Below are 25,409 nucleotides of genomic sequence, written 5' to 3'. Positions count from 1 at the left end.
TTCGCGGGTAACGAGCACGCGCGACCGAGCGCACGACTTCCCACAGTACTCAGCAAGTCCGCGCGTACCACGCGTACTCCAGCGGGCTGATGTGTGACTCGAATGCCTGCAACTCGCCGCGGCGGGTTGTCACGAACAGGCGGTGGAATTTTTCGCCGAGGTAATCTCGCATTACGCTGCTGGATTCGAACTTCAGCGCGGCCTCGGGCCAGGTGATGGGCAGCGTGGTAGCGGCATCGCGGTATGCGTTTCCGGCCACCGGGGCACCTGGGTCGAGGTCGCGCTGCAAGCCGTAGTGAATGCCGGCGAGTACGGCGGCGGTCAGCAAATAGGGATTGGCGTCTGCGCCGGCGACGCGATGCTCGATGCGTCGATTCTCGGGCGTGCTCGCGGGGATGCGTAACGCCACGCCGCGATTGTTCACGGCCCAGTTCGGGTTGAGCGGCACATACGATTCGGATCGATAGCGTCGATAGGAATTGGCGGTCGGGGCGAAGATCAGCATGGCGTCCGCCATCGTCGTCGCCAGGCCACCGATCGCATGTTTCAACGAAGCACTGCCGGTGGGGTCGTCCGAAGCAAAGATGTTGCGACCGTCTCGATCGAGCATGCTCACGTGAATGTGAGCGCCGCTGCCGGCGTGATCCATGTACGGCTTGGGCATGAACGTCGCTTCCATGCCGTGACGAGCAGCAACGCCTCGTACCAGTCGCTTGAAACGAATCGCTTGATCGCAGGCGAGCAGGGCGTCGGCAGAGTGTTGTAAGTTCACTTCGAACTGACCGGGGCCATATTCCGCGAGCGCGGTGCCGGACGGAATCTGCTGAGCTCCACAGGCCGCCGAAATCTCGGCGAGCACCGCCGAGTATTCATTCAAGTCGACCATCGAGTTGATCTGCGTCAGATACTCGCGCCGACCGGTTTGCGGCAGGCGCGGCGGTTGCGCGCGGCCGTCGGCAGTTCGCTCCGGGTCGAGCAGATAGAACTCCAGCTCGATCGCCACCACCGGCGTGAGACCCAATGCACTGAAGCGGTTCAACACGTCGGCCAGCACATGACGCGGATCGCCATAGAAAGGTGAGCCGTCGTGATCGACCATCGAGACCTGCACCTGAGCAATGCCTTCGCCCTCGCGCCAGGGCACCGGCACCAGCGTGCCGTCGATCGGCAGGCAGCGGCGGTCGGCATCGCCTTCGTCGAAGCCGAGTCCCGTTTCTTGGATCGTGCCGCCGAGCACGTCGAGCGCGAACATCGAGCCGGGCAACAGGAAGCTACCGTGATAGATCCCTGGCAGCTCGTTGAGAGTCACGCGCTTGCCGCGCGGGATTCCGCACAAATCTGCCAGCAGCACATCGACAAAGCGCGTATGAGGGTATTGCTGCCGAAAGGTGGTCAGCTGCACAGACGGGTCACTGACCGCCATAAGGGGTTACCTGTTTAAGATCTGGGTGCGATGAGCGAATTACCGGCGCGCTGCCGCGCCAGCGAGGATAGCCACTGCCAACGGCTGGCGGCAAGAGGATGGTCGGCGAGGGCGGTCTTATAACCAATTGAAAAGATTGTTGTTTATCCCCCTCATCCATTGCCGGACGGGCGACCGGGCCCGGATTGTGGTTAAATGATGCCTCGCGACCACGCCACCGATGTGGCGGGTTGTTAAAGATCTTAAACGTGTCAACTCGCAGGCCCCTCATCGGTATTCCGGCGGACAGGCGTCTGTTGGGCCACCATTACTTCCACTGCGTCGGCGAGAAATACATCGCGGCAGTGGCGGAAGGCGCTCAAGCAGTCCCGGTCCTGATCCCTTCGCTCGGCGACGGCTTGGAAGCGCGTGAGCTGCTCGCCGACTTCGATGGCATCCTGCTGACCGGCAGCCCATCGAACATCGAGCCGCATCGATATCAGGGTCCGATCAGCGATCCTGGCACGCTGCACGATGCGTATCGAGACGCGACGACTTTGCCGATGATCCCGCGAGTGATCGAAGCCGGCTTGCCGCTGCTGGCGATCTGCCGCGGTTTCCAGGAGATGAATGTCGCGTTCGGCGGCACGCTCTGGCAGAAGCTGCACGAAGTGCAGGGCTATCAGAATCATCGCGAGGACACCGCCGCGCCGCTCGATGAGCAGTACGGCCCGGCGCACGACATCGAGCTGACCCCGGATGGATTGCTCGCGCGACTGTCCGGCGAGCGGCGAGTGAAAGTGAACTCATTGCACTCTCAGGGAGTGCAGACCCTGGGACGCGGCCTCGTCGTCGAGGCGCGTGCGCCGGATGGAGTGATCGAAGCTTTTCGAGTGGCGGACGCACCGTCGCTCGCGCTCGGGCTGCAGTGGCACCCCGAGTGGAAGTTCAAGGACAACCCTTTTTCGCGCGCGCTGTTCACTGCTTTTGGTGAAGCCGCGCGCGAGCGTGCCCACCAGCGAGCGGCAAGGTGATTCGTATGAGCGCCATTCAACAATTTTTCAAAGAACACGGCATTTCAGAGTGTGAGGCCATCATTCCCGACATGGCCGGCGTGCCGCGTGGGAAGCTGATGCCGGCGGCGAAGTTCGCCGAGGAAGAGGGCATGCGTCTGCCCGAGAGCATCTTCTTGCAGACGGTCACTGGCGACTATCCGGATGACGAGCGAGCCATCAACCCGTCGGAAATCGACGTGGTGATGAAGGCCGATCCCGCCTCTGTTCGCGTCGTGCCGTGGGCAGCCGAGCCGACCGCGCAGGTGATTCACGACAGCTTCTACTCCGACGGTCGCCCGGTGACGATGGCGCCGCGCTATGTGCTTCAGCACGTGCTCGAGCTCTACGCGCAGCACGGTTGGGATCCGGTGGTCGCGCCCGAGCTCGAGTTCTATCTGATCGAGCCGAACACCGACTCCGATTATCCGTTGAAGCCGCCGATCGGTCGCTCGGGCCGCCCTGAAGTGGGGCGTCAGTCGTATTCGATCGCCGCGGTCAACGAGTTCGATCCGTTGTTCGACGACATGTATGCGTTCTGCGAGGCGCAGGACATCGAGATCGATACGCTGATTCACGAAGACGGCGCGGCGCAGATGGAAATCAATCTGCTGCACGGGAACGCGTTGTCGCTCGCCGACCAGGTATTCCTCTTCAAGCGCACGGCGCGTGAAGCGGCGCTTCGTCACAAGATGTATGCGACGTTCATGGCGAAGCCAATGGCTCGCGAGCCGGGCAGTGCCATGCACATCCACCAGAGCATCGTCGATCGCCGCACAGGTAACAATGTGTTCAGCGATGCCGAGGGCCGTCCGTCGCCGCTGTTCTTCTCGCACATCGCCGGTCTGCAGAAGTATTTGCCGGCCGCCATGTCGTTGTTCGCGCCGAACGTGAATTCCTATCGGCGCATCACGCGGCACTATTCCGCACCGATCAATACACAATGGGGTTATGACAACCGGACCGCGGGACTACGCGTGCCGGTGTCGAATCCCAAAAACCGTCGTGTCGAAAACCGCATCGCCGGCGCCGACGCGAATCCCTATCTGGCCATCGCAGCTTCGCTGGCGTGCGGCTATCTCGGCATGGTCGAAGGACTCAAGCCGAGCGAGCCGATCTCCGGCAGCGCGTATGACTTGCCGTTCTCTCTTCCCCGCAACATCGAAGATTCGCTGCGGCTGCTGCGTGACTGCCGGCCGTTGATCGAGATCCTCGGCGAGCGTTTCGTCATCGCCTACGCGGCCGTGAAAGAGAACGAATACGAAACCTTTTTACAGGTCATCAGCTCGTGGGAACGCGAGCACCTGTTATTGAACGTGTAACCACCCATGACTTATTTCCGTCGTTTCCGTTAATCCCAGCGCAGCATCATGGCGTCCTCCATTCCCGAACGCAGCACCCGCGAGTGGCAGGCGCTCGATGCCGCTCATTACATCCATCCGTTCACGGATCATGCGGCGCTGAGCAAGAAAGGCACGCGGGTCATCACCCGTGCCGAGGGCGTGTACTTATATGAGTCGGACGGCCGTCGCATTCTCGACGGCATGTCCGGCTTGTGGTGCGTGAGCCTGGGCTACGGCCGGCGCGAGCTGGCCGACGCCGCTTATCGGCAGATGCAGGAGCTGCCGTACTACAACAGTTTCTTCCAGGTGGCCCATCCACCCGCAATCGAGCTGGCGCGCCTGCTGTCCGAAGTGACGCCGCCGCAGTTCAAGCACGTGTTCTTCACCGGTTCAGGTTCGGAGGCGAACGACACCGTCGTGCGCACCGTGCGTCACTACTGGAATGTGCTCGGTCAGCCCGAGCGCACGGTCATCATCAGTCGTCACAACGCCTATCACGGCAGCACCATGGCCGGCGCCAGCCTGGGCGGCATGAAGCCCATGCACGAGCAGGGCGGCTTGCCGATTCCTGGCATCGTGCACATTCGCCAGCCGTACTGGTTCGGTGAAGGCGGCGAGCTGTCGCCCGAAGAGTTCGGTCTGGTCGCAGCGCAGGCGCTCGAAGAAAAGATTTTGCAGATTGGTCCGGAGAAAGTGGCCGCATTCATCGGCGAGCCCATTCAGGGCGCGGGCGGCGTGATCGTCCCGCCATCGACTTATTGGCCCGAGATTCAGCGCATCGTCGACAAGTACGGCATCCTGCTGATCGCCGACGAGGTGATCTGCGGCTTCGGCCGCACCGGCCACTGGTTCGGCTCGGAATATTTCGGCATCCGCCCCGATTTGATGCCGATCGCGAAGGGCCTGTCCTCGGGGTATCTGCCGATCGGTGGCGTCATGGTCGGCGACCGGGTCGCTGCGGTCATGACCGACAAGGCCGGCGAGTTTCATCACGGCTTCACTTATTCCGGCCACCCTGTGGCGTGCGCCGTTGCGTGTGCCGCCATCAACATTCTGCGTGAAGAGCGTGTCGTCGAGCGCGTTCACGACGACGTGGGTCCGTACATGCAACGACGCTGGCAGGAGCTGGCGAGCCACCCACTGGTCGGTGAAGCGCGCATCGTTGGTTTGATCGGCGCGCTCGAATTGGTGAAGGACAAGGCCAGGCGCCAGGCCTTCCCCGACCCCGGCGAAGTGGGCCTGATGTGCCGCGACCTGTGCATCGCCAACGGTCTGGTGATGAGAGCGGTGCGTGACACCATGATCATTGCACCGCCTTTGGTCATTACGCGGGCGCAGATCGACGAGCTGGTCGAAAAAGCACGCCTCGCTTTGGATCAAACCCAGCAGGAATTAGTGCGTCAGGGCCGAATTTAACGCCGCCGCCGCGAGCTGCTCCGCCCGGTAGATCCAAGCGCCGCAGGTTATAGCCCACGCCCCTGTTCTGCGATACCCTCCCGCGCAGCACCGAGCCCGTGCGGTGGCACTCATGGGCTTGGAACAACCAACGTTGCGGGGAGAAATCCTGATGAGTAGGGCGTTCAACAGTTCACTGCGCGCCGGCCTGGCCGTTACCACGATCGCACTGGCGGTCGCTGCTTGCGGCAAGAAGGAAGAAGCCAACCTGGCCGAGGCGCCAGGTGCCGCGCGTGCTGAAGAAAAGGTCCTGCACGTCTACAACTGGTCGGACTACATCGCCGAAGACACCATCAAGAACTTCGAGCAGAAGACCGGCATCAAGGTCACCTACGACGTCTTCGATTCCAACGACATGCTGGAGACGCGCCTGCTGGCCGGCAACTCCGGCTTCGACGTGGTGGTGCCGTCGGCCTCGTTCCTGGAGCGCCAGATCAAAGCCGGCGTGTTCCAGAAGCTCGACAAGTCGCAGCTGCCGAATCTGGCCAATATGGATCCGGACATTCAGCAGCGCGTCGCGCTCCACGATCCGGGCAATGAACATTCCGTGACCTACATGTGGGGCACCACGGGCATCGGCTACAACGTCGACAAGGTCAAGAAAGCCCTCGGCGACCAGCCGCTGGATTCCTGGAGCCAGATTTTCGATCCCACGCAGATCGCCAAGCTCAAGGACTGCGGCGTCTCCATGCTGGACGCGCCGGATGAGATCCTCAAAGTCGTGCTGCAGTGGATGGGCCGCGATCCCAACAGCCAGAAGGAAGAAGACCTGAACGCTGCCGCCGAGAAGCTGCAGCTGATCCGTCCCTACGTCCGCAAGATCCACTCGTCGCAGTACATCGACGATCTCGCCAACGGTGAGCTGTGCGTAGCCATCGGCTGGAGCGGTGACATCCTGCAGGCGCGCGATCGTGCCGCCGAAGCTGGCCAGGGCGTGAAGATTGCGTACTCGATCCCGAAGGAAGGCACCGTCGTGTGGTTCGACATGCTGGCCATCCCGGCCGATGCCAAGCACCCGAAGAACGCGCACGCCTTCATCAATTACCTGATGGATCCGCAGGTCGCGGCCAACAACTCCAACTTCAAGTTCTACGCCAACGGCAATGCCGAGTCCTTCGCGCTGGTGAAGGACGAAGTGAAGAACGACCCGGGCATCTACCCGACGCCGGAAGTGCGGGCCAAGCTGTTCCCGTCGCTGGCCTACGGCGAGCAGGCCACTGCCACCATGGCGCGCCTGTGGCAGAAGTTCACCACCGGCCGATAAAGAGCGACGACCGATATTAAATGGCCACGAACCCGCGGCCCCAGCAACAGCTTGCGGTCTGGAACGATCCGCAAGCTGTTCCTTACGTACACATCGACCGCGTCACCAAGAAGTTCGGTGACTTCGTCGCGGTCAACGACGTATCGCTGAAGATCTATAAGAAGGAGCTGTTCTGCCTGCTCGGCGGCTCGGGCTGTGGCAAGACCACGCTGCTGCGCATGCTGGCGGGCTTCGAGGAGCCCACCAGCGGCAAGCTGTTCATCGATGGCGTCGACATGACCGGCATCCCGCCGTACGAGCGCCCGGTGAACATGATGTTCCAGTCGTACGCGTTGTTTCCGCACATGACGGTGGAGCAGAACGTTGCGTTCGGCCTGAAGCAGGACGGCCTGCCGAAGGACGAGATCGCCGCGCGCGTCGACGACATGCTCAAGCTCGTGCGGCTGCAGCAGTTCGCCAAGCGCAAGCCGCATCAGCTGTCGGGCGGTCAACGTCAGCGCGTTGCGTTGGCGCGCTCGCTGGCGAAGCGTCCCAAGCTGCTGCTGCTCGATGAGCCGCTCGGTGCGCTCGACAAGAAACTTCGCGAGCACACCCAGTTCGAGCTGGTGAACATTCAGGAACAGCTCGGCGTCACGTTCGTGGTCGTCACGCACGACCAGGAAGAGGCGATGACGCTGTCGACGCGCATCGGCGTCATGAACTCGGGCGAGATCGTCCAGATCGGCACGCCCAAGGACATCTACGAATATCCGAACAGCAAGTTCGTCGCCGAGTTCATCGGCAACGTGAACATGTTCGAGGGCCGGCTGATCGAGGACGAGCCGGACCACGTGCGCATCGATTCGCCCGAGCTGGGCGGCACTATCTATGTCGATCACGGCGTGAGCTCCGCACCCGATGCGGTGGTGTTCGCCGCGATTCGTCCGGAGAAGATCAACATCTCCGTCGAGCGGCCCAATCAGACCGACAACGTCGCGCAGGGCACGGTCAAGGAGATCGCGTACATGGGCGACATGTCCGTGTACCTCGTGCGACTGCCTTCCAACAAGATCGTGCGAGTCACGCAGCCGAATACCTACCGGCACGCCGACGATTCCATCACCTGGGAACAGACGGTGTACTTGAGCTGGCATGCCTCCAGTCCTGTGGTATTGAGCGAATGAACACGCGCGCTGCGGCGCCCTCCCGCCATCGTCACTCCGCGGGGGTTCAGCTCATCCTCGATTTCCTGAGCAGGCTGCCGCCGTATCGCTGGACGCAGGCGCGCCTGGTGCGCTGGGGTATTACCGGGCGCACGCTGGCCACAGCCGTTCCGTATTTCTGGCTGCTGCTGTTCTTCCTGGTGCCGTTCATCATCGTTCTGAAGATCTCGTTCTCGGAAGCGCGCATCGGCATTCCGCCGTACCAGCCGCTGCTGAGCTGGCTCGACGGCAACATTGCGCAGATCAATGTGCAGCTGAAGAACTTCGCGAACCTGATCCAGGACGGCCTGTATTGGCGGGCCTACCTCAACTCGATCAAGGTCGCGGCGATCTCGACAGCGTTGTGTTTGCTGATCGGCTATCCAATGGCATATGCGATCGCCCGCGCCCAGTCGACGTGGCGTCACCTCCTGCTGATGATGGTGATCCTGCCGTTCTGGACCTCGTTCCTGCTGCGCGTGTATGCCTGGATCGGCATCCTGAAGAACAACGGCCTCATCAACAACTTCCTGATGTGGACCGGCCTCATCGATGAGCCCATCGTGATGTTGCAGACCAACTTCGCGATCTATGTCGGCATCGTGTACTCGTATCTGCCGTTCATGATCCTGCCGCTGTACTCCAACCTGGAGAAGATGGATCTGACCTTGCTGGAAGCGGCGGCCGATCTGGGCGCGCGGCCCTTCAAGACCTTCATGACCGTCACGCTGCCGTTGTCCCTGCCGGGCATCATCGCCGGCTCGATGCTGGTGTTCATTCCGGCGGTCGGCGAGTTCGTGATTCCGGAGCTGCTGGGGCCGTCCGATTCGTTGATGATCGGTAAGGTGCTCTGGCAGGTGTTCTTTACCAAGCGCGATTGGCCCGCGGCATGCGCAGTGGCGATTGCGTTGCTGCTGTTGCTGGTGATCCCGATCGTGCTACTGCAACGGGCGCAGGCAGCCGAGGCTCGCGGAGCGCATCGATGAAGCAATCATCGACGTTCCGCCTTTCCGTGCTCGTCTTCGGCTTCGCGTTCCTCTACATCCCGATCCTGTCGTTGATCGTCTACTCGTTCAACAAATCGCGGCTGGTCACGGTGTGGGGCGGCTTCTCGACTCAGTGGTACGGGCGGCTGCTCGAGAATCGTCAGATCCTGGACGCGGCGTGGCTGTCAGTGAAGATCGCCGCGACCAACGCCACGGGGGCAGTCATTCTCGGCACGTTGGCGGGGCTCGCGCTGGCGCGATTCGGCAAGTTTCGTGGTCGCACGCTGCTGTCGGGCATGACGACTGCGCCGCTGGTGATGCCGGAAGTCATCACGGGCCTGTCGTTGTTGATGCTGTTCGTCGTGATGGAAAGCGCGTTCGGCTGGCCCGCCGGGCGCGGCTTCACGACGATTACCATCGCGCACACCACGCTGACGCTGGCGTACGTCACCATCATCGTGCAGTCGCGGCTGTCGTCGCTCGATGACTCATTGGAAGAGGCAGCGATGGATCTCGGCGCGCGGCCAGCGAAGATTTTCTTCGTCATCACCCTGCCCATCATCGCGCCGGCGCTGGTGTCCGGCTGGTTGCTGGCGTTCACCATTTCGCTGGACGACCTGGTGATTGCCAGCTTCGTGTCCGGACCGGGTGCGAGCACGCTGCCCATGGTGATCTTTTCCAAAGTGCGTCTGGGCGTGAGCCCGGACATCAACGCGCTCGCGACCATCATCGTGCTGCTCGTGACTCTCGGTGTAATCGCGGCCGGCTTCTTTCTGGCGCGCCAGGAAAAACGCCGACAGCGCGACATGCAGATGGCCGCAGCGTCCAAATAAACCGATGGTTCTCGCCGACGCTCGCAGCATCGGCGAGAATGGTCGCTTGATGTATCCGTGGGGGCGGAGATGAATATCCGTTCGAAATTGCCGCACGTCGGCACGACGATTTTTACTGTAATGACCAATCGTGCCCGCGAGCTGGGCGCGATCAACCTGGCGCAGGGCTTTCCTGACTACGACGCGCCGCCGCGGCTGAAGGAGCTGCTCGCGCACTACGTCGCGGCCGGCTACAACCAGTACGCACCGATGATCGGCGTCGCGGAGCTGCGCGAGCAGATCGCGCTGAAGCTGGGGGCGAGCTACGGGCGCGTTCCCAACGTCGATAGCGAGATCACTGTGACGCTCGGCGCGACCGAGGCGATTTTCTCCGCCGTCGTGTCGCTCGTGCATCCCGGCGAGGAAGTGATCCTGTTCGATCCTTCCTACGACTCCTATGCACCGGCGGTGATTTCCGCGGGTGGCCGGCCGATCCACATTCCGCTCGACCCGCCGAAATTCCAGATCGATTGGGATCGCGTGCGTGCTGCGATTACACCGCGCACTCGGTTGGTGATGATCAATACGCCGCACAATCCCATCACGACGGTGATTCCACGCAAAGAGTTGGACATCCTCGCGGAGATCCTGCGGCCCACCGATGCGCTGGTGATTTCAGATGAAGTGTACGAGCACATGATTTACGACGGTGCTCGTCACGCCAGCATCGTCGAGCACCCCGAGTTGTATGAGCGCGGCGTCGCCGTGTTCTCGTTTGGCAAGACGATGCATGCGACGGGCTGGCGAGTCGGCTACGCCGTCGCGCCGCCCGACATCACTCGCGAGATCCGGCGAGTGCATCAGTTCAACACCTTCTGTATCGCGCATCCGCTGCAGCTGGCGATTGCGGACTTTCTCAAGGAAGTGCCCGAGCACAACGCGGAATTGAGCGCGTTCTATCAGGCCAAGCGCGATCGCTTCCTGGAGCTGCTGCGCAACTCCAGATTCAGCTGGACTCCAGCCGCCGGCAGCTATTTCCAGCTGCTGGATTTCAGTGCCATCAGCCAGCAAAGCGACGTCGAGTTCGCCGACCTGGTGTTGCGCCAGGCCGGCGTGGCCTCGATCCCGGTTTCGCCGTTCTACGTGGCGCCGCCGAAGCTCAGCGTGCTGCGCTTCTGCTTTGCCAAGAACGACTCGACCCTGGCAGAGGCGGCCGAGCGGCTCTGCAAGCTTTAGCAGAGCCTCTTGCGGCCGGTCTTCCCGGCAGCTCGATACACGTCCGCTACCGATACGCCTCGTACGCCCGGTGGAAACAAGCTGCTCAGCAGCTCGTTACACCGGGTCCGATCCTCGACGAGGCGGCTCATCAGAGCCAATGCCTCGGCACGAATCAGCAAGCGAGTACGCACGGCCGCAAAGCAGCGGCCCGGTCGCAGCAAGCCCTCGTCGACGTCGGAGACGTTCGGCAAGTTGGTCGTAAAAATGATCTTACGACCCTGCGCCCGCACCACGCCGTCGGCGATCGCCAGGAAGCGATGCAGATCGTGATTGCCGCTGCTCCGTGCCAACAGCAAATGATCGGCGTCCTCGATGACGAACGCATCATGCTGGCCGGTGATGAAGTCGACGAAGATCTCGTCGCTCTCCAGCGCCTTCTTGTCACCCGTGTACATCACTTCCGCGCTGTCTCCCTTGCGCTCGGAGAGTGCGCCGAGGATGGCCCGCACGAGCTTGGTCTTACCGGTGCCCGGCGGCCCGAGTAACAACAGCACGGTCTCGTCCGCTTCCAGATAGTCGCGGATGAAATCACGCACCGGGCGCTCGAATGCCGGATAGGCCTCATCATGGAGGTCATCGCTGGCCAGCTCGTCGAACGTCGTGAAGTTCAAGCCGGAACGACTGTCCATGAAGTTCCAGGACAGCGTGAATATGCGATGACGCGGAAACGCTTCGCCAATGATACGAAGCAACTTCTCGCGCGTTTCCTCGATGCGAGCGGCGCTATCGGTCCAGATGTTGAAGCCACAGGAAACGAACGCACCGGTCCGCCAGCCTTCGGCGCTGATGAAGATCCCGGGGCCCTCCAGCAACAGGCTGCCGGCGCCCAGGCGACAGGCGCTCAGCCCGGCATGCAGGGCGAGATCGTCGAACAGCTCTTCCAGCTTGCGTTGCGACGCGTAGCGTACGTGGCGATACACCGGATACTTCGCCGCGATGTTCTCGAGGGCACGGATGGCCCGCGCCTTGAGGATGGTCTCGGGAAACCGGTGAATCTCGTGATGAAAATTCAACCCGACTGCCAACGCGCCGTGATCGGACGCGCCGCGCTCGGGATTCAGCTTGTGAATGCTCATGAAATAGTTGCGAATTCAGAAACGAACGCCAGAAAAACAAAACCNAAAAAAACCCCTGGCAAGGTTTCCCGGCCAGGGGTTCGTCGGAGCCAAAGGCTACGCACCTGTATTACCACTGACTTTGGGGAGCAAGCGTGCTCCGCAAGTCATCTCGCGAAACTAACGCTCGTGTTTGTTGATATCGAGGTTGAGACTGGGCGGTGCGAACATTGCTCGGCTCCTACAGGCCGTTGTGAACTCGGGGCGCGCATCCTACTCGCGGCTGCGCCGCTGTCAATGATTTTTCTATGAACACTGGCGACGACGCGGATTGCGCCGTATCTTCGCAGTCATGAGCACGCTTAATGTCACATTGGTCCAGACCGATCTGGTCTGGCACGACCCCGAGGCCAATCGTCGCCGACTGCAGGAGCGCTGCGGCGGCCTGGCGGGTCAGACCGATCTGATCGTGTTGCCGGAAATGTTTACGACCGGCTTCACCATGGAAGCGGAGTCGGTCGCCGAGCCCGCCAATGGGCCGACCGTGAGCTGGATGCGGGAGCAGGCCGCGAAGCTCGGTGCGGTGATTACCGGCAGCATCGCGACGCGAGACGGGGCGGGTTATTACAACCGACTCGTGTGGATGCGGCCGGACGGCACGCACGAGACGTACGACAAGCGCCACCTGTTTCGGATGGCACATGAGCAGGACCATTACTCGGCGGGAACACGCCGCTTGGTGGTCGAGCTGAAGGGCTGGAAAGTTCTGCCGCTGGTTTGTTACGACCTGCGCTTCCCGGTCTGGAGCCGGAACACGATCGGGGCTGACGGCGGTTATGACGTGTTGCTGTACGTCGCGAACTGGCCGGAGCGACGGCGTTATCCCTGGCAGACGCTGATCAAAGCGCGCGCCATCGAGAATCTGAGCTACTGCATTGGCGTCAATCGCGTCGGCAAGGATGGCACGGGCGTCGATTACACTGGCGACAGCGCGGCGATCGATTATCTCGGCCAGCCGATGACGCCGTCGTCGGAGCAGGAGTTCGTCACGACCGTGACGCTCGATAAAACGGCGCTCGACGGATTCCGCGCCAAATTCCCCGCCCATCTGGATGCGGACGAGTTCCAGCTGATCGAGCCATCGCCATGAAAATCCCCACTCGCCTGAATCATCCCCCGAGCGTGAGTGTGCCCGCGGACAATCGGCCGCTGGTGGCACCGATCTATCAATCGGTGAAATTCACGTTCGACAGTGTGGCTGAATCGGAGCGCCAGTCGCGTGGGCAGCGCGAGGGCTTTCAGTATTCGCGCGTGTCCAATCCGACGTTGGAGCAGTTGAGTCTCACGCTTGCGGAGCTGCAGGGGCGAGAGGAGTGTTTGCTAACGGCGTCCGGCGTGGCCGCGGTGAATATGGCGCTGCTGGCACTGTGCAAACAAGGCGATCATGTTGTGCTGTTTGCGGAGATGTATCAGCCGACGCGTTACATGATTCGTCGTTTGCTGGCGCGGTACGGTGTCACGCACACGATGCTGTCGATTGAAGACACGGCGGGCATCGAGCAGACGTTAGCGAGCAAGCCAACGAGGCTGGTGATGTTCGAGACGCCGACGAACCCGGTGCTCAAGATCGCCGACATCGAAGGCATTACCGCCGCGGCGCGCCGGCACGGCGCATTGACGGTGCTGGACAACACGTTTGCAGGGTTTCACAACCACGGGCAGTCCGACATCGATGTGTTCGTGCACAGCCTGACGAAGTACGCATCGGGACATGGAGATGTAATGGGCGGGGCGGTGATCGCCAAGCGAGAGATCATCGATAGGATGAGACATGACTTCATCGTCATCGGCGCGACCCTCGATCCGCACGCGGCGTTTCTGATTCAACGTGGGTTGAAAACATACGCGCTCCGATATGAGCGGCAGTGTGCTAACGCGTTGGAAGTGGCGAGGTTTCTAGAGACGCATCCGAATGTGGCGAGTGTCGCGTACCCGGGGCTGAGCTCTCACCCGCAGTATCAATTGGCGCAGCGACAGATGCAGGATAGCGGCACGATCATTTCGGTCGAGTTGAAAGAGCAGGGCGTGGCGCCGGCTGATTTTGCCAATGCGCTGAAGTTGTTTGCTATTTCGGCAAGCGTGGGATCGACGGAGTCGCTGGTGCAGCCGGGGCAGTTGATGAAGCCGCGCGATCTGAATGAAGCGGAGCAGAAATGGGCGGCGGTTTCGGATCGAACCATGCGGTTGTCGATTGGGATTGAGGATGCGCAGGATTTGATCGCGGATTTGGGGCAGGCGTTGGCGGTTTCTTAAGAGGCGTTGGTGGTCCGCGTCGTCGGGAGTGACCTAGCTCCTTTCGCTCGGAGAAGAGGCGTTGGTGGTCTGCGGCGACGGGAGTGACCTACCTCCGCCCGGCACCGGGCACGGCCGGAGCGCTAGCGCTCCTACACCGCACGTCCATGATGAGCCCTGCTGTTTCGGTCCCGTCCCTGTACCGAAAAGCTGCCGGGCGGAGGTAGGTCACTCCCGTCGCCGCCGAAACGTCACGGCGGCGTCGCGCGTGACTCTCTTCCCACCGCCGAGCCGCCAACGTTCTTATTGCCGGCCGATACCCTGAATTCCGCACACGGGCTCATTCATTTGCACGAACTTCAGTCGTGCCGACATGGCTTGAATCTTTCGCTCGTGGCTCCAGTATTCTGCCGCCATGGCTACTCTATCCGTACTCGACCTGTCTCCCATTCCGGTGGGCAGTGATGCCGCGCAATCCTTACGCAATTCGCTCGACCTGGCTCAGCATGCCGAGCGGTGGGGATATCGGAGGTTCTGGCTCGCCGAGCATCACAGCATGCCTGGCATTGCCAGTGCCGCTACCGCGGTGGTGATTGGTCATGTCGCGGCGGGAACGTCGACCATACGGGTCGGGGCGGGCGGCATCATGCTGCCGAATCATGCGCCGCTGACGGTGGCCGAACAGTTCGGCACGTTGGAGTCCTTGTTCCCGGGGCGCATCGATCTGGGGCTGGGGCGTGCGCCGGGTTCCGATCAGGTCACAGCTCGCGCGCTGCGTCGGACGCTCAATTCGGATCCCGATGCGTTCCCGCAGGATGTGCTGGAGCTGATGGCGTACTTCGGGCCGTTACAGGAAGGGCAGCGGGTGCAGGCGGTGCCGGGGCAGGGGCTGAATGTTCCTATTTGGATTCTCGGCTCCAGCTTGTTTGGTGCGCAGGTGGCGGCGGCGTTGGGCTTGCCATTCGCGTTCGCGTCGCACTTCGCGCCCGCGCAGATGATGCATGCGCTGGAGATTTATAAGGCGCGCTTCAAGCCGTCTCAGTATCTGGACAAGCCGTACGCCATGGTGGGCTTCAATGTGTTCGGTGCGGATACAGATGAAGAGGCGAGGCTGCTCGTCACATCGATGCAGCAGGCGTTCGTGAACCTGCGCTCGGGGAAGGCGACGAAACTGCAGCCGCCGGTGCCGGGCTATTACGAGAATCTGCATCCGCACGATCGGGCGATTCTCGAAGATGTTTTATCCTGCACAGCCATCGGCACGCCGGACACGGTGCGTCGGGAGCTGCAGGCGTTTGCGGAGCGGACCGGCGCGGAGGAGATCATCGTTGCGTCGATGATCTACGATCATGCAGCGCGATTGCGTTCGTATCAGATCGCGGCGGAGGCCAACGCGGGCTGACTTAGCGCTGGCCTGGATATTTCATCGCGCCGAGGCGCGCGAGCATTTTCGAGAGCTCTTCGGGGCTGATGTAGAAGTACTCACAAACGCGGCCCCACAGCATGGGCGTCGGCACGTTGTGGTCGCCGCGTTCCTGTTGGGTCTGGTGCAGCACGTACAGAACGATGCGTTCCTTGCGAGTCAGGCCATCGCGAACGTCGGGGATATCGTCGTAGCTCATTGCTGTTTGTCGCGGGGTGGCGCAAGGTATGCGGTAAATCGATCGAGGGGGAAGCCGCATGGACACCAAGCCCGCTGCCGTCGACCCGAAGTCATTCCAGACCTTCGAGGAATTTTATCCCTTCTACCTCGCTGAGCACAGCAATCGCGCCTGTCGTCTGTTGCACTTCATCGGCTCGACCCTGGCGCTCGGCTGCCTGGTGTTGTTGCTCGCCACGGGCGACGGGTATTGGCTGCTGGTCGGCCTGCTATGCGGCTACGGATTCGCCTGGATCGGCCATTTCGCGTTCGAAAAGAACCAGCCCGCGAGCTTCAGTCGCCCGCTCTACAGCTTTCGCGGCGACTGGGTGATGTATCGGGACATCTGGCTGGGCAAGATCAAGATCTGAGCGCGAGGGCGCTATTCCATCGGGCGGTAGCGCTGCAGTGCCTGCTTGTGTTTTTTGCTCATGGGCAAAGCCTGGCCGCCACGCAGGTGCACGGTGCCGTTGCCCGAGGGTTGGCTCTTGATGCGCTCGATCTCGTCCCGCCGGACCAGATGGCTGCGATGGATGCGGATGAAATCGCTGGCGGGCAGCAGATCCTCGACTTGCTTCAGCGTGGCGCGTAGCAGATAGCGCTGACCTCGCTCGACGATCTCGACATAGTTACCCGCCGCGCTGACGCACTCGATGCGGCCGATCTGAATCAAACATTGGTCGGCGCCCTTGCTGACCAGCAAAGTGGCGGGCCGCTCGGGCTCTTCGGCGCAAGCGGTCGGTTCGATCACCGGCGGCGGCAAGACCTCGACCGTCTCCGTCATGACGCGTCGTTCTCTCAGGAAGACGTGCCAGATGAGATAAACCACGCCGACGACTGCGACATAACGGGGCAGAAAAATCATCAGACTGGAGGCCGCGTTGCGCGCGTTTGTCAGCAGATCGACGGCGACCGGCACGGCCGCCGAAATGAACACCACCAATGCCACCAGGGCGGCGAACTCGACCGCCCGGTCGTGCCATTTGGTCGAATATTTGCGGAGCGCCGCGAAGATTACCGGCGTGCTCACCAGCCACACGCCCCAGTTCTTGAATACATGGCTGAACGAGGCCGCGAAGTCCGCCGGCACATTGTCGACGACGACCTGATACACCATGCAATAGCAGGACAGCAGGGCGATGAACGCACCCCAGCCGATCGCAGAGGTCTTGAAGTCACTGCGCAGCGGCCAGGCCACGTCGCGCGGTAGAAGGATGATGCGAGCCGACACGGTGCGTCTCCCGACCGATCGCAGATCAGATCGGAAATTAGCATAGCAGGCCGGGGGATCGAGGGGCCGCCGTTGCCATTTACAGGGCAAAAAAAGACGGCGGCAAGCACAGGATGCGCTGGCCGCCGTATCGCAGAAGTTACAGCAGGGTCAGGAGCCGATCAGAGCTGCTCCGGGAACGCCTGGCGCTTGCCGTCGAGTTTGTGCACGACGCCGCGGCGCATGACGAAGTCGACGCTCTCCAGACGGGTCACGTCTTCGAGCGGGCTGGCGCTGACAGCGATGATGTCGGCGTCTTTGCCGGCGGCGAGCGAGCCGATGCGAGCTTCCTGGCCGAGCAGCGTGGCTGCATCGAGCGTCGCGGAGCGGATCGCAGCGGCGGGTGTCATGCCTGCCTGCACCAGGAGCGCGAACTCCTTGGCGTTCTTGGCGTGATCGCCGACACCCGAGTCGGTGCCGAACGCAATCTTCACGCCGTCTTTGATGGCTGCCGCGGTGTTCTTCGCGTGACTCGCCACTGCTTCCTGGGCTTTCAGCAGCGTGTTCGGGTTGCGAGCGCCGGCCTGAGCCTGCGACAGCGCGGCGAGCGGAGCGACCATGGTCGGCACGAACCAGGCGCCGCGCTTCTTGAACAGCGCGTTCGTGGTCGCGTCGGTGTAGGTGCCGTGCTCGATCGAATCAACGCCCGCTTCGAGTGCGGCCTTGATGCCGTTGTTGCCGTGGGCATGCGCGGCCACCTTGCGGCCGAACATGTGCGCGGTCTCGACGATGGCCTTCATCTCATCAGCAAACATTTGCTGATTCAGGCCGCCGGCGATGTTGCTGTTNCACGCCGCCGGTCGCGGCGAAATTTTTTTTGATTTCACGTTCCGCGCCTTGAGAGATCTGCGCACGGACGGCGCGGCGACAGTCATCTGCGCCATTGCAGGTGTTGTTGGCGTGCTCGTGGATCATCTCGGCGATGTCACGGTTGGTGTTGTTGGACGAATCGCCGTGGCCGCTGGTGATGGAGATGCTGCGGCCGGCGACGTACAGCGTCGGGCCGACCAGCATGCCGTTGTTGATGCCATCGCGCAGCGCAGTGACGCTGTGGACGTCCGAGCCGAGGTCGCGCAGCGTGGTGAAACCGGCTTCGAGCGTGCGGCGTGCGTTATCGATGCCGATGACGAAGTTGTCTTCCACGTCGCGATTGTTCGCTTCGATGCGGGCGCGCAGCTTGTTGTCGTCGTTGAAGATGTGGACGTGCATGTCGATCAGGCCGGGCAGCACGAACTGCTTGCTCAGATCGACCAGCTTGGCGCCGCCTTCTGGGGCAACGAAACCATCGCGGATCGCTTCGATCTTGCCATCGCGCACGATCAGCGTGGAGTTGCCGCGGGGCGCGGCGTCCGGGCGATCGAGCAGCGTGCCGGCATGGATAAAGACGACTTTGCTGGCAGGCGCGGGCGCCTGCGCTGTGCTCGACACTGAGCTCAGCAAGGCGAGCACGCCAGTCATGACCAGCGATGAACGCGACAGAACCGATCGTTGCATGTGTTGATTTCCTCGAGGGGACCGCAAAGCGACCGATCTTAGGGAAGCATTGCGCGAGCATCCAGCCCGACGCGACTCCGATGCAGGGCTTGCATATCTCATGCACGAAACCTCCCAATCTCGGTGATTTGTGACGCGCGCACAGTGCGAAGGAGGCAATAACACGCACTGTTCGGGTGCGTACAACTGATCAGTCTGAAAGGAGTTTCGATGCGGAATTTGTGTGTCGTGGCCGGCCTGGCGTTGCTGGCCTCCAATGCGCTGGCGGCGGATTTTGGCGTTGGCATTTCGGTGCGCTCGGACGATGGCTGGCTGTACGTGCCCGTCAACGTTGCCAAATCGTTGCGGATCGAGCCCAGCGTGCGCTACTCCTCCGCCGAGACGACGCTCACGCAGAGTGGGACCGATAACCGTCAGAAGAACGACATTCTGGAGCTGGGCGTCGGTGTGTTCGGGCTGAAGCAGGTCACCGAGGCGGCGCATATCTATTACGGCGGTCGGCTCTCGTACGTCGACATGACGAGCAGCGGTACCGATGTGACTTCGTTGGGCACGGTCATTCGCAGCCAGAGCGATCAGGACGGCTACCGCATCGGCCCGACGCTCGGCTTCGAGTATCTGTTCGGCGGGCAATTCTCGGTGGGCGGGGAAGCGAGCTATACCTTCCTGGAGCTGGAAGGCAAGGCCAGGTCGCGAGTCGGCAACTTATCCTCGTCGACGGCGGACTTCGATCAGAGCAGTCAGGGTACGCAGACCCGGCTGATCTTCCGATACATGTTCTAGCAGTTGGCCGGCGCAGCCTGCGAGGGCTGCGCCGGATTCGTCGTAAATATCAGAGGCTGCTGAACACGCGCACGCGGTGGCGGTGGTACGGCAGCACTTCGAGCACTTCGCCATCCCGCAGGCGCTGCTGGATACCGCGCCACCAGTCGGCGGTCATGACTTCGCCATGGACCTTCATGAAGACTTCCTTGAGGTGTGCGTCGAAGCCCAGGAACTGCATGAAGGTCTCCGGGAACACGTCGTTGTCGTTGACGTGGAACCAGGCCTCGGCGCGCAGGTCGTCCTCATCGAACTTCGATTGCGGGACGTCGCGGAAGCGGCAGTCGGTGACGGCGCACAATTCGTCGTAGTCGTAGAAGATCACGCGAGCGTGGCGCGTGACGCCGAAGTTCTTCAGCAATAAATCGCCGGCAAAGATGTTGGTGACCGCGAGGTCGCGGATGCACTGGCCGTAGTCGAGCACGGCCTTCTCGGCGTCTTCGCGTGAAGCATTGCGGATGTACAGATTGAGCGGCGTCATGCGGCGCTCGATGTACACGTGATCCATGATCACATAGCCGTCTTCGAAGTGGACGGTGTTGGCGGCTTCATCCTGCAGCTCGGCCACCAGCTCCTTCGAGAAGCGGGCCGCGGGGAATTTCAACCGTTTGAATTCCTGCGCATCGACCAGCCGTCCGGCGCGGTCGTGCTTGAACACCATTTCGTATTTCTTCTGCACTTCCTCGCGCAGGATGTTTTTCGGGTACGCGAAGCGGTCGCGGATGATCTTGAACACGACGTCGAACGACGGCAGCGTGAAACAGATCATCACCAGGCCCTTGTCGCCCGGCGCGTGCACGAACTGGTCTTCGCTGGTTTGCAGATGTTTGAAGAGCTCGCGATAGCGCTCGGTCTTGCCCTGTTTGGCGCGGCCGAGCACGGTGTACAGCTCGCTCACCGGCTTGCGCGGCAGGATGCTCTTCAGGAATACGATCGCCTGGCCGACGTGTGCCAGATCGGCATGGAAATAGGAGCGCGTGAAGCTGAACAGAATGCTGACGGTGCTCTCGTCCATCATCACTGCGTCGATGCGCACACCGCTTTCGGTGTTCTGCAGCGCCAGCACGAACGGCAGGCGCCAGCCCGGGCCGGAGATGCGGCCGACCAGGTACGCGCGGGTCATCTGATAGAACACGGTGCGGATGAATTCGATCTGGTCCACCTGCAGCGGCGGCTTGGACGCGTCCGCGTCCACTTCGCATTGCGCGCGCACTTCGTTGCTGATCGTGCGGATGCTGCGATCGAAGTCGACGTACGGGGTGCGGAAGCGGAAGTCGGCGAGCACTTCTTCGAACAGCAGCTCGAGCGAGCCGCGGTTCACATAAACATTTGTTTCGATCGGCGATTTGACGGCCGCGATCGGATCGAGGTCCAGCGCGACGAACTCCACCGCGGCATCGACACCGATGGTGCCGAACGTGCGGCGCGTGACGGAGTTGAAAAACGTCTTGTCGAATTCGAGGTCGGGCAGGGCATCGATCAGTTCGGTGAAGCGACGTTTGATACTGCTCCACAACGCGCGCTCGGTGACATCTTCGCCGAGGCGTGCCTGCATCTGATGCACGGCGCGATTGACGCACTTCTCGTAGAGCTCGATACGCTCGACTGCATCACGCAGGCTGCCGCGCCAGTCGCGCTCTTCAAAGCGCTGAGGCGCACGGCGAGTAATGGAACGAAATTCCGCGTTGTAATCGGCGAACGACTGGACCAGTGCGCCGGCGCAGGTATCCACCAATGCGTCGCGAGAAAGAACCGTGGCTGCTGATGCTGACATGTTCAATGGGTCCTTGAAGATGTCTGAGATATTACCCGCGCTGCCAGGCAGACGCGACACCGGCTCGGGGTGAGTCCGGCGGGAATGCCCTCTACCGCGGCAGAGGGCACCCCTGAAGCAAATCATGAGCATTCCCCTGCGAGAGGAAGCTCATATCTACGTCACAGATTACGGATCAAGGCGTCGCCGAATTCCGAGCACTTCACTTCCTTGGCGCCTTCCATCAGACGCGCAAAGTCGTAAGTGACCGTCTTCTGGCCGATGGTCTTGTCCATCGCGCTGATGATGGCGTCGGCTGCTTCGGTCCAGCCCATGTAACGCAGCATCATTTCGCCCGAGAGAATCACCGAGCCCGGATTCACTTTGTCCAGGTTGGCGTACTTCGGCGCCGTGCCATGAGTTGCTTCGAACACCGCATGGCCGGTCACATAGTTGATGTTGCCGCCCGGCGCGATGCCGATGCCGCCGACCTGCGCGGCCAACGCATCGGACAGGTAGTCGCCGTTCAAGTTCATGGTGGCGATCACGTCGAACTCTTCGGGGCGCGTCAGCACCTGCTGCAGCGTGATGTCGGCAATCGCATCCTTGATGATGATCTTGCCGGCCTTCTTGGCTGCGTCCTGCTCTTCGTTCGCAGCCTTCTCGCCCTTGGCAGCCTTGGTGCGCTCCCACTGATCCCAGGTGTAGGTCTGTTCGGCGAACTCTTTCTCCGCCAGCGCATACGCCCAGTTACGGAACGCGCCTTCCGTGAACTTCATGATGTTGCCCTTGTGCACGATCGTCACGCTCTTGCGCTTGTTGACGATGGCGTACTCGATGGCCGAGCGGAACAGGCGCTCAGTGCCTTCCTGCGACACCGGCTTGATGCCGATGCCCGAAGTTTCGGGGAAGCGGATCTTCGCGAACTGCTTGGGGAACGCGGTCTTGAAGGCTTCCAGGAACTTCTTCAGATCCGGCGAGCCGGCTTCGAATTCGATGCCCGCATAAATGTCTTCGGTGTTCTCGCGGAAGATGGTCATATCGACGCGGTCCGGAGTGCGCACGGGCGAAGGCACGCCCTTGAAGTAGCGCACCGGGCGCAAGCACACGTACAGATCCAGCATCTGACGGAGCGCGACGTTCAACGAGCGGATGCCGCCGCCGATCGGCGTGGTCAGCGGGCCCTTGATGGACACCAGGTAATCACGGCAGGCCTGCACGGTCTCGTCCGGCAGCCAGGTGTTGAACAGGTCGTTCGACTTCTGACCGGCGTACACCTCCATCCAATGGATTTTGCGCTTGCCGCCATAAGCTTTTTGCACGGCTGCATCGAGCACGCGCACCGAGGCGCGCCAAATGTCTGGACCCGTGCCGTCGCCTTCGATGAAGGGGATGATGGGTTGGTCGGGAACGGTGAGCTTGCCGTTCTGGATGGTGATTTTTTGCCCCTGCGGGGGCACGTTAAGTTTTACTGCGGTCGACATCGACGAACTCCATGGAGCTGGTTCGTAAGAGGATAGTTGCCGGTATTTTGGGGGCCGGCATGCTAGCACAATCGCGCTGCGACGACCGGCCCGGGACCGGCGTGGGCGTGCGCTGACGCTCAGAAATTCACGGTCGCGGTCACGCCGCCACCGGCATTTTCCAGCTGGATCGCCCAGCCGTAGCGCTCGCAGATGCGCCGGACCAGGTACAGGCCCATGCCGTGGCCGCCAGGATGCGATGTAAAGCGCGGTGGGATGTTTTCCAGCTGACCGGCCGGTAAGGCGCCCGCGTTGCTGACCACCAGTTCGCGGCCCTTGGAGCGGCACAGGATCTTGCTGCCGGTCCCATGCTGGACGGCGTTGCGCACCAGGTTGCCCAGCGTCATGGCCACCATGCTTTCCGGCGCAGCGACCCGAAGCGGCCCACCGTGGAGCTCGACCACGATGTGCTTTTCTGGTGCAACACTGCGCTGATCCTCGACCACGCGTGCCAGCACCGCGTAGACATCGCAAGTCGTTTCCGCCGGCGCGACGAGTTGCGGCTCTCGCGACAAGGCGAGCAGCGCGTCGGTGAATTCAGTCATCTCGCGGACCGCGCGTTGAATGCGGACGAGCGCCTTGGTTGCGCCGGCCTGCCCCGCGGTCTGAGTCTCGAGCAGCTCGACCGCTCCGCGCATGACCGCGAGCGGCGTGCGCAATTCATGGCTGGCGGTGGCGGTGAACGATTGCTCGCGCTCGACGAAGCCGTCGAGCCGTTCCATGAACGTGTCGATGGAGCGGGCGATGGGCTCCAGCTCGTTGCCCGCGAACTGTGCGCCGATGCGTACGTGTCGCTGGCCTGGATCGATCTGGGTGAGTCGATCGGCGAGCACGGTCACGGGCTCGACCAGTCGACGAGAGATCGTCGTGGCCGCGGCACCGGCGATGATGACGACGCCGACCACGCCCAGCCCCAGCACCAGCAGCGCGATCTTTTCCTGCACCACATAGTTGGTGACGTCGTAAGTGATGTAGAGCCGGCCGAAATCGCCGTCACGCACCAGCACATCGAGCAAGCGTTTGCCCGAGCGCACGCGATGCATTTCGCCGGGCTTGAGCATCGCGATGTGTCGCGGCAGCTCGGCGAGATCGCTGGATCGATAAATGCTCAGACGGGCGGAGCGCAGGGGTTCAGCGCCACGATCTGCGTGCAGCCGTTGTTCGAAGTGGGTGAGCTCTTCGGAGAGCAGATCGAGCGTGATGTTTCGTTTCAGGCGCTCGTCGGCGAGATAGGCCCAGGCGCTCAGGATCAGCCCCGCGCCGGCGAGCAACGCGATCATCGTACCGGCGATACGCGCTCGCAGGCTCAGATGCGCGAAGCGCTCGCCTGCTTTACGGACGAGGCGGTTCCGCCGAAAGTCGATAGCCAGTGCCATGGACGGTGTGTAACAACTTGGTCGTAAAGTTCTTGTCGATGGCTGTGCGCAACGCATGCATGTGCGCGCGCAGGAAATCGCCCTGCGGCGGCTGATCGCCCCACAGCTCTTTCTCCAGCTCCTGGCGCGTGACCACGCGATGCGAATTTTGTAACAGCACGATCAACAACCGGCGCGTGGTCGGATTCAGCTTGATGCGATCGCCGCCGCGCTCCGCTTCCAGCGTGTCCAGATCGAATGTGAGATCGCCGACGTTGAGCAGGCGTTGTGCCGGCGGCACATTGGCCCGACGCAGCAACGCCTTCAGGCGCACGTCGAGTTCGGCCAGCGAGAAAGGTTTCACCAGATAGTCGTCGGCGCCGGCCTCGAAGCCTTCAATCTTGTCCTGGAGCAGGTCCTTCGCGGTCAGCATCAGCACCGGCACGCGCGTGTGGCCAGCCTGCCGCAGCTGGCGGCACAGCGACAAGCCATCGAGGCCGGGCAGCATCAGGTCGAGCACGATGGCATCGTACGGCTGGCTCAGCGCCAATTGCAGCCCGCGCTCGCCATCGAGCACATGCTCGACAGTGTCGCCAGTCGCCTCGAAGAACTCGGCGATATTGGCGGCGATGTCACGGTGGTCTTCGATCAGCAGCAGGCGCATGGGTGGAAATAGCGGCGGTCGCAACGACACATAGCTGTCACATTGTACGGGAAGGCGGTCGGCCGCCGGGAAATACCTAGGAAACGTGATGGATTTGGGCAATTTCCCGGGTGAGATCACACAACTGTCACGCCTGCGTCAAGGCTCCGCAGCATCCGAAGCGCAAATTGACAGTGCGCGAAGGTATCGCGGGGGCATGTGTCATGACTACGGCACGAGTGGACGGAATATTTCGCAGGGTCGATGCGTACGAATACGCGTGGTGCCTGCGTCTGAACCGGGGCTGCCAGCAGCGGCGCGTCGTGCGCGACCTGTTCGCCGCCGTCAGCAAGCTCGGCGACGGCGTGTTCTGGTACGTCCTGATCTTCCTGCTGCCGGCGATTTACGGCGAAGCGGCGATCATGCCGTCGGTGCGCATGGCGGTGGTCGGTATCGTCGGAGTGCTGCTCTACAAGTACCTGAAGTCTCGGTTGGTGCGTGAGCGTCCGTATATTTCGCTCGCGGGCATCGTGCCCGGCACGCCGGCCCTGGACCGCTACAGCTTTCCCTCGGGCCACACGCTGCATGCGGTGAGCTTCACGATCCTGGCCATCTCCAGCTTTCCGGAGCTGGCCTGGTTGTTGGTGCCGTTCGCCACGTTGGTGGCGGCGTCACGCGTAGTGCTGGGCCTGCACTACCCGACCGATGTGGCCGCTGGTGCCATCATCGGCGCGACGTTGGCCATGGTCAGCATGGTGGTGTTCCTGTCTCTTATACACATCTCCGAGCC

General features: G+C 62.0%; 24 protein-coding genes. 14 read left to right on the top strand and 10 right to left on the bottom strand.

Going from position 1 to position 25,409, the window contains the following annotated elements; genetic code table 11:
- Positions 1-49 precede the first annotated feature (49 nt).
- Positions 50-1,423, bottom strand: coding sequence for a glutamine synthetase family protein (locus D0550_RS15255; RefSeq protein WP_116810055.1), 1,374 nt, complete (start codon positions 1,421-1,423; stop codon positions 50-52).
- 248 nt (positions 1,424-1,671) lie between these two features.
- On the opposite strand from D0550_RS15255, the gene D0550_RS15250 reads away from it, so the two are divergent.
- The 8 genes from D0550_RS15250 to D0550_RS15215 all read left to right on the top strand — a co-directional run bounded on the left by D0550_RS15250 (position 1,672) and on the right by D0550_RS15215 (position 10,731).
- Positions 1,672-2,436 (top strand): gamma-glutamyl-gamma-aminobutyrate hydrolase family protein, encoded by a 765-nt coding sequence (locus D0550_RS15250; protein WP_206606307.1) that lies wholly within the window; start codon positions 1,672-1,674, stop codon positions 2,434-2,436.
- Between the two features lie 5 nt (positions 2,437-2,441).
- Positions 2,442-3,776, top strand: coding sequence for a glutamine synthetase family protein (locus D0550_RS15245; protein WP_116810054.1), 1,335 nt, complete (start codon positions 2,442-2,444; stop codon positions 3,774-3,776).
- Between the two features lie 48 nt (positions 3,777-3,824).
- On the top strand, positions 3,825-5,213 hold the full coding sequence (locus D0550_RS15240) for an aspartate aminotransferase family protein (protein WP_116810053.1): 1,389 nt from the start codon (positions 3,825-3,827) through the stop codon (positions 5,211-5,213).
- A 151-nt stretch (positions 5,214-5,364) separates the two neighbouring features.
- Complete coding sequence (locus D0550_RS15235; RefSeq protein ID WP_116810052.1) at positions 5,365-6,516, top strand: polyamine ABC transporter substrate-binding protein; 1,152 nt, start codon at positions 5,365-5,367, stop codon at positions 6,514-6,516.
- Positions 6,517-6,536: 20 nt separating this feature from the next.
- On the top strand, positions 6,537-7,679 hold the full coding sequence (locus tag D0550_RS15230; protein ID WP_116810051.1) for an ABC transporter ATP-binding protein: 1,143 nt from the start codon (positions 6,537-6,539) through the stop codon (positions 7,677-7,679).
- Positions 7,676-8,683: an ABC transporter permease subunit gene (locus D0550_RS15225; protein ID WP_116810050.1), complete on the top strand. Its 1,008-nt coding sequence runs from the start codon at positions 7,676-7,678 to the stop codon at positions 8,681-8,683. The genes D0550_RS15230 and D0550_RS15225 overlap by 4 nt, the downstream gene beginning before the upstream one ends.
- Positions 8,680-9,516 (top strand): ABC transporter permease subunit, encoded by an 837-nt coding sequence (locus tag D0550_RS15220; protein WP_116810049.1) that lies wholly within the window; start codon positions 8,680-8,682, stop codon positions 9,514-9,516. The genes D0550_RS15225 and D0550_RS15220 overlap by 4 nt, the downstream gene beginning before the upstream one ends.
- Before the next feature lie 69 nt (positions 9,517-9,585).
- Positions 9,586-10,731: a methionine aminotransferase gene (locus D0550_RS15215; RefSeq protein WP_116810048.1), complete on the top strand. Its 1,146-nt coding sequence runs from the start codon at positions 9,586-9,588 to the stop codon at positions 10,729-10,731.
- Here the strand turns inward: D0550_RS15215 and D0550_RS15210 are convergent.
- Positions 10,728-11,849, bottom strand: coding sequence for an AAA family ATPase (locus D0550_RS15210; protein ID WP_116810047.1), 1,122 nt, complete (start codon positions 11,847-11,849; stop codon positions 10,728-10,730). The two genes, D0550_RS15215 and D0550_RS15210, sit on opposite strands and share 4 nt — an antisense overlap.
- 331 nt (positions 11,850-12,180) lie before the next feature.
- Between D0550_RS15210 and D0550_RS15205 the strand changes: the two genes are divergently transcribed.
- The 3 genes from D0550_RS15205 to D0550_RS15195 all read left to right on the top strand — a co-directional run bounded on the left by D0550_RS15205 (position 12,181) and on the right by D0550_RS15195 (position 15,522).
- Complete coding sequence (locus D0550_RS15205; RefSeq protein ID WP_116810046.1) at positions 12,181-12,978, top strand: amidohydrolase; 798 nt, start codon at positions 12,181-12,183, stop codon at positions 12,976-12,978.
- Entirely contained in the window at positions 12,975-14,141 is a 1,167-nt protein-coding gene (locus D0550_RS15200) for a trans-sulfuration enzyme family protein (RefSeq protein WP_116810045.1), read from the top strand. The genes D0550_RS15205 and D0550_RS15200 overlap by 4 nt, the downstream gene beginning before the upstream one ends.
- A gap of 394 nt (positions 14,142-14,535) precedes the next feature.
- Complete coding sequence (locus D0550_RS15195) at positions 14,536-15,522, top strand: LLM class flavin-dependent oxidoreductase (RefSeq protein WP_116810044.1); 987 nt, start codon at positions 14,536-14,538, stop codon at positions 15,520-15,522.
- A 1-nt stretch (position 15,523) separates the two neighbouring features.
- On the opposite strand, the gene D0550_RS15190 is transcribed toward D0550_RS15195, so the two are convergent.
- Positions 15,524-15,742 (bottom strand): hypothetical protein, encoded by a 219-nt coding sequence (locus D0550_RS15190; RefSeq protein ID WP_116810043.1) that lies wholly within the window; start codon positions 15,740-15,742, stop codon positions 15,524-15,526.
- A gap of 58 nt (positions 15,743-15,800) precedes the next feature.
- Between D0550_RS15190 and D0550_RS15185 the strand changes: the two genes are divergently transcribed.
- The gene (locus D0550_RS15185; protein ID WP_116810042.1) at positions 15,801-16,130 is read left to right on the top strand and encodes an Mpo1-like protein; all 330 of its coding nucleotides are present in this window, start codon (positions 15,801-15,803) and stop codon (positions 16,128-16,130) included.
- An 11-nt stretch (positions 16,131-16,141) separates the two neighbouring features.
- Here the strand turns inward: D0550_RS15185 and D0550_RS15180 are convergent, their stop codons facing one another.
- From D0550_RS15180 to D0550_RS37335, 3 genes are all read right to left on the bottom strand, one after another.
- Complete coding sequence (locus D0550_RS15180) at positions 16,142-16,990, bottom strand: LytR/AlgR family response regulator transcription factor (RefSeq protein WP_116810041.1); 849 nt, start codon at positions 16,988-16,990, stop codon at positions 16,142-16,144.
- 161 nt (positions 16,991-17,151) lie between these two features.
- The gene (locus D0550_RS36390) at positions 17,152-17,784 is read right to left on the bottom strand and encodes an amidohydrolase family protein (protein WP_206606306.1); all 633 of its coding nucleotides are present in this window, start codon (positions 17,782-17,784) and stop codon (positions 17,152-17,154) included.
- Positions 17,774-18,238 (bottom strand): amidohydrolase family protein, encoded by a 465-nt coding sequence (locus D0550_RS37335; RefSeq protein ID WP_422664259.1) that lies wholly within the window; start codon positions 18,236-18,238, stop codon positions 17,774-17,776. The genes D0550_RS36390 and D0550_RS37335 overlap by 11 nt, the downstream gene beginning before the upstream one ends.
- Before the next feature lie 495 nt (positions 18,239-18,733).
- Here D0550_RS37335 and D0550_RS15170 point away from each other — a divergent pair, with 495 nt between their 5' ends.
- Positions 18,734-19,306, top strand: coding sequence for a hypothetical protein (locus tag D0550_RS15170; protein WP_153067184.1), 573 nt, complete (start codon positions 18,734-18,736; stop codon positions 19,304-19,306).
- Positions 19,307-19,355: 49 nt separating this feature from the next.
- Here the strand turns inward: D0550_RS15170 and aceK are convergent, their stop codons facing one another.
- From aceK to D0550_RS15150, 4 genes are all read right to left on the bottom strand, one after another.
- Entirely contained in the window at positions 19,356-21,119 is a 1,764-nt protein-coding gene (aceK, locus tag D0550_RS15165; protein ID WP_161965842.1) for a bifunctional isocitrate dehydrogenase kinase/phosphatase, read from the bottom strand.
- Positions 21,120-21,280: 161 nt separating this feature from the next.
- The gene (icd, locus tag D0550_RS15160) at positions 21,281-22,582 is read right to left on the bottom strand and encodes an NADP-dependent isocitrate dehydrogenase (RefSeq protein WP_116810038.1); all 1,302 of its coding nucleotides are present in this window, start codon (positions 22,580-22,582) and stop codon (positions 21,281-21,283) included.
- Positions 22,583-22,701: 119 nt separating this feature from the next.
- Positions 22,702-23,997 carry a sensor histidine kinase gene (locus D0550_RS15155; protein WP_161965841.1) on the bottom strand — a complete coding sequence of 432 codons (1,296 nt, stop codon included), beginning with the start codon at positions 23,995-23,997 and terminating at the stop codon, positions 22,702-22,704.
- Positions 23,954-24,640: a response regulator transcription factor gene (locus D0550_RS15150; protein WP_116810036.1), complete on the bottom strand. Its 687-nt coding sequence runs from the start codon at positions 24,638-24,640 to the stop codon at positions 23,954-23,956. The genes D0550_RS15155 and D0550_RS15150 overlap by 44 nt, the downstream gene beginning before the upstream one ends.
- Positions 24,641-24,843: 203 nt before the next feature.
- On the opposite strand from D0550_RS15150, the gene D0550_RS15145 reads away from it, so the two are divergent.
- Positions 24,844-25,409: phosphatase PAP2 family protein (locus D0550_RS15145; RefSeq protein WP_153067183.1), on the top strand; the 566-nt coding region annotated here is incomplete at its 3' end.

The sequence above is a fragment of the Steroidobacter cummioxidans genome (assembly GCF_003104955.1).
The sequence above is the reverse complement of the archived record's forward strand: the minus strand, read 5'-3'. Positions and strand labels throughout refer to the sequence as shown.